The 457-nt window shown below is 66.3% G+C and carries 1 pseudogene; it reads right to left on the minus strand.

Annotated features, from left to right (window positions below):
- Positions 1-275 (minus strand): annotated as a pseudogene (locus AC30CM_RS27060) (sugar-binding transcriptional regulator); the annotation flags it as partial.
- Between the last annotated feature and the right edge of the window lie 182 nt (positions 276-457).

The following is a 457-nucleotide window of genomic DNA, read 5'->3' on the forward strand; positions in this document are numbered from 1 at the left end:
TGCTCGAAGCGGGCAGCCTCGTTGGCGTTCTCCCGGACCGACACCATGTGCACCCGGACGCCGAAGATCTGGCTCAGCGCGGTGGCCATCGGGGACGCCGAGCCGTGGTGGTCGGCGAGGCTGATCCGCACCATCCCCGACTCGCGGGCCTCCTTGAGCAGCCGGGACACCGAGGAACGGGACAGTTTCAGCGCGCGCGCGATGCTCTCCATGGTCTCGTCCTGGACGTAGTACCGCGAGGCGGCCTGATACATGTCCTCGTAGCGGTCGTTCATCCCTGACTTCCCGTCCTGCACGTTCGTGCACAGGTCTAGCGCATGCGTTCAACCGTTAGCAAGATGAGCCTACGGGGTGGGTGAGGGCGCGTGTCGCCACCGTGCCCCGAACCGTGGTTCAGCAGGTACGAAGGAGTCAGATGAACCGGTCGGCGGTGGACGCGTCAGCGGCCGCTCTCGGT

Source organism: Mycobacterium sp. DHQP2018-32-09 (assembly GCF_058148405.1).